This window comes from Kineococcus gurbantunggutensis (assembly GCF_050871925.1).
In the GTDB taxonomy this organism is placed as follows: domain Bacteria; phylum Actinomycetota; class Actinomycetes; order Actinomycetales; family Kineococcaceae; genus Kineococcus.
Window position 1 is genome coordinate 1 of sequence record NZ_JBJLSG010000237.1, and the last position, 5,326, is coordinate 5,326.

The following is a 5,326-nucleotide window of genomic DNA, read 5'->3' on the forward strand; positions in this document are numbered from 1 at the left end:
GGCCGGTGGAGCCTCGGCTCCACCGGCCGCCCCCGGCGGCGTCCGGCCCCACCGGTCGGCACCGGGTGACCGGTGCCCGGTGGTCAGCGCCCGGTGGTCAGCGCCCGGTGGTCAGCGCCCGGTGGTCAGCGCCCGGTGACCAGGGCGCGCACCAGCCGCTCCAGCTCCGCGGCCGGGTCGGCGGTCAGCCCGCAGTGCACCGGGGAGGTCTGCAGCACCGTGCTGCGCGGGGCGGTCAGCCAGCGGAACCGCGCCCCGCGCGCCTCGGCGACGGCGGCCCCGGCCGCGGGGTCGCCGGCGCACACGCCCTCCAGCGCGGCCAGGTGCCGGGCCACCGCGTCGGCGTCCAGGTCCGGGGCCAGGGCGCGCAGCCGGTCGGCGTCCAGCGCGGTGCGGGCGGCGAGGTGCTCGCGGGCGCGGCACCACAGCAGCACCCCGGCGTTGAGGAACTCCGAGCGCTCCACGCGCGGCACCACGCGCACGACGGCGTACTCGTAGACGTCCAGGCCCTCAGCCACGGCGAGCCCCCCGCCGCTCGCCCTGCACGCGGGCCAGCTCGGCCACCCACGGGCGCGGCGCGGCCAGCCGGGCGGTGAACCACTCCAGGTACGCCGCGCGCACCTCGCCGGGCGAGGCGAAGCCCGGCTCGCCCTCCAGCCACACCTCCGGCACGTCGTCCACCGCCGCGCGCAGCACGTCGGGCGTCAGCGCCGCGGTGCACCGCGCGTCGACCCCGGTCACGTCGGCGGCGGCGCCCAGCAGCAGGTGGTCCTCGGCGTGGCGCAGCGGGCGGGCGGCGGAGGCCGCCGCCCGCGGCCAGTCGTGGTGGAAGTACAGCGCCGCGCCGTGGTCGATGAGCCACGGCCTCGCGGGGCGGCCCCACCACAGCGCGTTGGGGTTGCGCCAGGAGCGGTCCACGTTGAGCACGAGCGCGTCGAACCACAGCACCCGCGCCGCCCAGGCCGGGTCCACCGGGTCCACGGCGGGGTCGAAGGACAGCGCGCCGGGCAGGAAGTCCATGCCCAGGTTGGCCCCGGGCGAGCGCAGCAGCAGGTCCTGCACCTCCTCGTCCGGCTCGCCGCGGCCGATGACGGGGTCCACCTCGGCGAGCACGAGCTCGGGCACGTCCAGGTCCAGGGCCGCGGCGAGGCGGGCGGCGAGCACCTCGGCGACCAGGACCCGCCGGCCCTGCCCGGCGCCGTGGAACTTCACCACGTAGGTGCCCAGGTCGTCGGCCTCGCACAGCCCCGGCATGCTGCCGCCCTCGCGCAGCGGCAGCACGTACCGGGTGGCGGTGACGGAGCGCAGCACGCCCGCGAGTCTGCCAGGCGCGCCCGGCGGGCCCGCGCCCCGGCGCCCGCGCGCCCCCGCCGCGGCCCCGGTGCCCGGCGCGTCCCCAGCGCGTTCCCAGGCTGCGGGCGCACACTCCCTGGGGTGAGGAGCGCGAACACCCAGCCGGAGGCCCGCCTCCTGGTCGTCGACGACGAGCCCAGCATCCGCGAGCTGCTGGCCACGAGCCTGCGCTTCGCCGGGTTCGAGGTGACCTCCGCCGCCGACGGGGCGCAGGCGCTGGAGCTGGCCGAGAGGGTGCGCCCGGACCTCGTCGTGCTCGACGTCATGCTGCCCGACCTGGACGGCTTCACCGTCACCCGCAAGCTGCGCGAGCGCGGCCGGCCGGTGCCGGTGCTCTTCCTCACCGCCCGCGACGACACCGCGGACAAGGTGACGGGCCTGACCGTCGGCGGCGACGACTACGTGACCAAGCCGTTCAGCCTGGAGGAGGTCGTGGCGCGCATCCGCGCGGTGCTGCGCCGCACCGGCGGCCCCACCGGCCCCGACTCCGGCCGGCTGGCCTTCCACGACCTGGAGCTGGACGAGGACTCCCACGAGGTGCGCCGCGCCGGTCGCCCCGTGGAGCTGTCCCCCACCGAGTTCAAGCTGCTGCGCTACCTGATGCTCAACCCCAACCGGGTGCTGTCCAAGGCGCAGATCCTCGACCACGTGTGGGACTACGACTTCAACGGCGAGGCGGGGATCGTGGAGTCGTACATCTCCTACCTGCGCCGCAAGCTGGACACCGAGGGCGTGGACCCGCTCATCCACACCAAGCGCGGCGTCGGCTACGTGCTGCGCGCGCCCGCCGGCGCGTGAGGGCCCGGGGCGCGGCCCCGGGCCGCTGGCGCGCGCGGGTGCGCGGCGCCGAGGAGCGGGTGCCGCTGCAGACGCGGCTGCTCGTCATCGCCGTGGCGCTGCTGCTGGTGGCGATGACGGTGTTCGGCGCGGTGTCGCTGACGCTGCTGCGGCGCAACCTGCTCGAGCAGGTCGACACCGAGCTGACCGCGCAGGGCCGGCTCGCGGCGGCCTCGGTGGTGGAGCTGTCGCAGCGCGGCGGGGGCCGCGTGCCGTTCCCGTCCTTCTACGTGCTGCTGGCCGACGCCGACGGCACCGGCTACGCGGAGGTGTGCACCCGCACCACCCTGGACGGCCCGTGCGTGGACGCCCCCGACCTGCCGCCGCTGACGGCGGAGCTGGTCGCCGAGCGCGCCGGGGAGCCGTTCACGGTGCCCGGCACGGGCGGGCGGTGGCGCGTGGTGGCGTTCCCGGGCCCGGACGCCACCGTGAACGGGGCGGTGGCCCTGCCGCTGACCGGCGTGGAGGAGACGCTGTCCGACTACCGCTCGGTGGCGCTGCTCACCGGCGCGTCGGTGCTGCTGCTGGGCACCGGCCTGGCGGCGCTGGCGATCCGCCGCTCCTTCCGCCCGCTGGGCGACATCGAGCGCACGGCCTCCGCGATCGCCTCCGGCGACCTGTCGCGGCGGGTGCCGCAGCAGCCCACGAGCACCGAGATCGGCCGGCTGGGGCAGGCGCTGAACACGATGCTGGCGCAGATCGAGGGCTCCTTCCGCGCCCAGCAGCGCTCGGAGGAGCAGATGCGCCGCTTCGTCGCCGACGCCTCCCACGAGCTGCGCACCCCGCTGGCCGCGATCCGCGGCTTCGCCGAGCTGCACCGGCAGGGCGCGGTGCGCGAGCCGGCCGACGTCGCGCACGTCATGGGCCGCATCGAGGGCGAGTCCACCCGGCTGGGCCGGCTCGTGGAGGACCTGCTGGCGCTGGCGCGCCTGGACGAGGCGCAGCGGCGGCGCGCGCAGCGCCCCGAGCCGGTGGACCTGGTCGTGGTCGCCTCCGACGCGGTGCACGACGCGCGGGCGCTGGCGCCGCAGCGGCGGGTGCTGCTGGAGGGCGTGCGGCCGGGCACCGGCCCCTCCTCGGCGGTGGTGATGGCCGACGAGGCGGGCCTGCGGCAAGTGGTGACGAACCTGCTGGCCAACGCGCTGCACCACACCCCCGGGGGCACGCCGGTGGAGGTGGCGGTGGGCCGGGTGGAGGGCCCCTCGGGCCCGGAGGCGGTGCTGGAGGTGCGCGACCACGGCCCGGGCCTGGGGCCGGAGGAGGCCGAGAGGGTGTTCGAGCGCTTCTACCGGGTGGACGCCTCCCGCCGGCGCGGCACCGGCGGCGGCTCTGGCCTGGGGCTGGCGATCGTCGACACGATCGTGCGCGGGCACGGCGGCACGGTCGCGGTGGTGCCCACCCCCGGCGGCGGGGCGACGTTCCGGGTGCGCTTCCGGGCCGCGCCCGCGGCCTGGGCCGCGGACCCGGCCGAGGGCCCCGACGACCCCGACGGCGACCTGGACGGCGCCTCGGACGGCGCCCCGGACGGCGGGGCCACCGGCGACCCGGCCGGCGACCGGGGCGTCGCGCGCGGCTGAGCGCGCGATTCACAGCTGGTTTCCAGCCCGCTCCGGGAGCACCTGCAGGCGGTGGGCCGTCAATGGTGGTGAGGGCTCCCGCGGCCCGCGCAGGACCTCCCCAGCTCCACCACCAGCAGAGGTGAACGAGGATGAACCGCCACGACGACCAGCACAGCACCGCCGACCCCAGCTCCGCGGCGTCCGGCGGCTCCCTGCTCACCGGCCCCGGCAGCGGCGGCTGGCCGACGCAGCCGCTGCACAGCGGCCACGGCCACCAGCAGCACGACCCGTGGTCGGTGCCGGGCGGGCCCACGCCCCCCGGCGACGGGGGCGGCGAGGGCCCCGGCGGCGGGGGTGGCGGCGGTCGCGGGCGCCGCCCCGGCTGGCTGGGCGTGACGGGCGTGGCGGTGGCCTGCGCGGTCGCGGCCAGCGCGCTGACCGCCGGGCTGCTGGGCGCCTTCGGCCAGGAGGGCAGCACCACCGCGAGGACCTCGGCGAGCTCGAGCAGCGCGCAGGTCCAGGGCGTCAGCGAGACGACGGTGAACTGGCAGGCCGTCGCGAGCGCGGTCTCCCCCAGCGTGGTCGCCGTGGCGGTGACGTCCTCGACGGCCTCGGGCGAGGGCTCCGGCATCGTCTACGACACCTCCGGCCGCGTCGTGACGAACAACCACGTCGTCAGCGGCGCCGGCTCGAACGCGCAGATCACGGTGACCCTCAGCGACGGGCGCCAGTACGGCGCCACGGTCGTGGGCACCGACCCGGCCACCGACCTGGCCGTCCTGCAGCTGCAGGACCCGCCGGCCGACCTGCGGGCGGCCACCTTCGCCGACTCCGACCGGGTCGTCGCCGGCCAGGCGGTCATGGCGCTGGGCAACCCCCTGGGCCTGGCGGGCAGCGCGACGACCGGCATCGTCTCGGCGGTGGACCGCCCGGTGCTGACCACGGCCGAGGAGCAGGGCCAGCAGCAGAGCCCGTTCGGCAGCCCCTACGGGCAGCAGACGACCGCGGAGACGGTGGCCACCAACGCCATCCAGACCGACGCGGCGATCAACCCGGGCAACTCCGGCGGCGCGCTGCTGGACTCCAGCGGCCGGGTCATCGGCGTGAACTCCTCCATCGCCTCGCTGAGCAGCACCTCCTCCAGCGCGCAGTCCGGCAGCATCGGCCTGGGCTTCGCGATCCCCTCCAACGAGGTGCGGATGATCGCCGACCAGCTCGTGGCGGACGGCACCGCCGAGCACGCCTGGCTGGGCGTGAGCCTGGCGCAGCAGGACGCCACGGTCACCGCCGACGGGGTCACCCGCACCGGCGCGGAGGTCGCCGAGGTCACCGACGGCGCCCCGGCGGCGCAGGCGGGCGTGCGCGCCGGCGACGTCATCACGTCCGTGGACGGGCAGTTCACCGCCGGGTACGAGTCGCTGACCGCGACCATCCGCGAGAAGGCCGTGGGCAGCGGGGTGACCCTGACGGTCGTGCGCGACGGCCGCGAGCAGGAGCTGAGGGCGACGCTGACGGCCCGCCCGGAGAGCTGACCCCCGCCGCCCCCGCCCGGGGCCCGGCCGCACCCGCGGCCGGGC

5 protein-coding genes are annotated in these 5,326 nt (G+C 77.5%); 3 read left to right on the top strand and 2 right to left on the bottom strand.

The window, feature by feature from the left end; translation table 11 throughout:
* Positions 1-125 precede the first annotated feature (125 nt).
* Entirely contained in the window at positions 126-518 is a 393-nt protein-coding gene (locus ACRYR7_RS24010; protein WP_432574799.1) for a DUF3037 domain-containing protein, read from the bottom strand.
* Entirely contained in the window at positions 511-1,311 is an 801-nt protein-coding gene (locus tag ACRYR7_RS24015; RefSeq protein WP_432574800.1) for a HipA family kinase, read from the bottom strand. Before ACRYR7_RS24015 ends, ACRYR7_RS24010 begins: the two co-directional genes overlap by 8 nt.
* A 123-nt stretch (positions 1,312-1,434) precedes the next feature.
* Here ACRYR7_RS24015 and ACRYR7_RS24020 point away from each other — a divergent pair, with 123 nt between their 5' ends.
* The 3 genes from ACRYR7_RS24020 to ACRYR7_RS24030 all read left to right on the top strand — a co-directional run bounded on the left by ACRYR7_RS24020 (position 1,435) and on the right by ACRYR7_RS24030 (position 5,281).
* On the top strand, positions 1,435-2,151 hold the full coding sequence (locus tag ACRYR7_RS24020) for a response regulator transcription factor (RefSeq protein WP_432574801.1): 717 nt from the start codon (positions 1,435-1,437) through the stop codon (positions 2,149-2,151).
* 59 nt (positions 2,152-2,210) lie between these two features.
* Positions 2,211-3,767, top strand: coding sequence for a sensor histidine kinase (locus ACRYR7_RS24025; protein ID WP_432574802.1), 1,557 nt, complete (start codon positions 2,211-2,213; stop codon positions 3,765-3,767).
* A gap of 131 nt (positions 3,768-3,898) precedes the next feature.
* Complete coding sequence (locus ACRYR7_RS24030) at positions 3,899-5,281, top strand: S1C family serine protease (RefSeq protein ID WP_432574804.1); 1,383 nt, start codon at positions 3,899-3,901, stop codon at positions 5,279-5,281.
* Positions 5,282-5,326 lie beyond the last annotated feature (45 nt).

Bases quoted from the DNA above. Each gene is read 5' to 3' on its own strand.
- ACRYR7_RS24030 (WP_432574804.1), top strand. From the start codon at position 3,899: ATGAACCGCCACGACGACCAGCACAGCACCGCCGACCCCAGCTCCGCG.